General features: G+C 60.1%; 2 protein-coding genes. Both read left to right on the top strand.

All coding sequences use genetic code 11. The features are described from left to right. The coding region (locus FEM54_RS33280; protein ID WP_205894453.1) for a DoxX-like family protein at positions 1 to 305 on the top strand (305 nt) is incomplete at its 5' end. Positions 306 to 329: 24 nt separating this feature from the next. Next, positions 330 to 797, top strand: a complete 468-nt coding sequence (locus FEM54_RS33275; protein WP_138454365.1) for a DUF2269 family protein — start codon at positions 330 to 332, stop codon at positions 795 to 797. The last annotated feature ends 76 nt before the right edge of the window (positions 798 to 873 follow it).

The raw sequence follows: 873 nt of genomic DNA, 5'->3' as shown, positions 1-873 counted from the left end.
GCGTTGGGCCGGGTTACGCCTGGGGCCTGCGCATCATGGCCGAGGCCGGTGTGCAGGGCACTTGGGCGACAGTGGCCGTGATCGCCGGGGCGGTGTGTGATGGCCTGTTGGGCCTGGGGTTGCTGGTTGCGCGCTGGCGCAGGTCGGCGCTGATCCTGCAATTACTGTTGATGGGCGGCTATACCGTGATTATCAGCATAGTCCTGGCCCATTACTGGTTTGATCCTTACGCGGCGGTCGCCAAAAATCTGGTACTCATGGTGGCGACCCTTTGGCTCCTCTGGACTGAACCTTCTCTGGACTGAACCTTTTTCGACCGAGCCCCGCCGATGAACGCTTACCTGCTGTTGAAAACCCTGCATATCCTGTCCTCGACCATCCTGTTTGGCCTGGGTGCGGGCTCGGCGTATTACGCCTTGCGCGCCTGGCGCAGCGGCAAGGTGGAAGTGATCGCGGTCACCTTCAAACACCTGGTGTTCGCGGATTGGGCATTTACCACGACCACGGCGGTTTTTCAGCCGTTGAGTGGCATCGGCTTGATGTACTTGGCGGGCTGGTCGATGCAGCAGAGCTGGTTGCAGTGGACGTTCGCGTTGTATGTGCTGGCGGGTGTCTGCTGGCTGCCGGTGGTGTGGCTGCAGATTCGTGTGCACAAGATGGCGGAGCAGGCGCTGCGCGATGGCACGGCGATGCCGATCAAGGCCGTGACCTATATGCGCTGGTGGTTTGGCCTGGGCTGGCCGGCGTTTCTGGCGTTTCTGGTGATTTTCTATTTGATGGTGGCCAAGCCGATGTAGGGCTTGGGACCGAGCCGGCTTCATCGCAGGCAAGCCAGCTCCCACACTTTAGATGTATTCACAGATCAAAATGTGG

The sequence above is a fragment of the Pseudomonas edaphica genome (assembly GCF_005863185.1).
Lineage (GTDB): Bacteria > Pseudomonadota > Gammaproteobacteria > Pseudomonadales > Pseudomonadaceae > Aquipseudomonas > Aquipseudomonas edaphica.
This window is presented reverse-complemented; position numbering and strand designations above follow the sequence as displayed.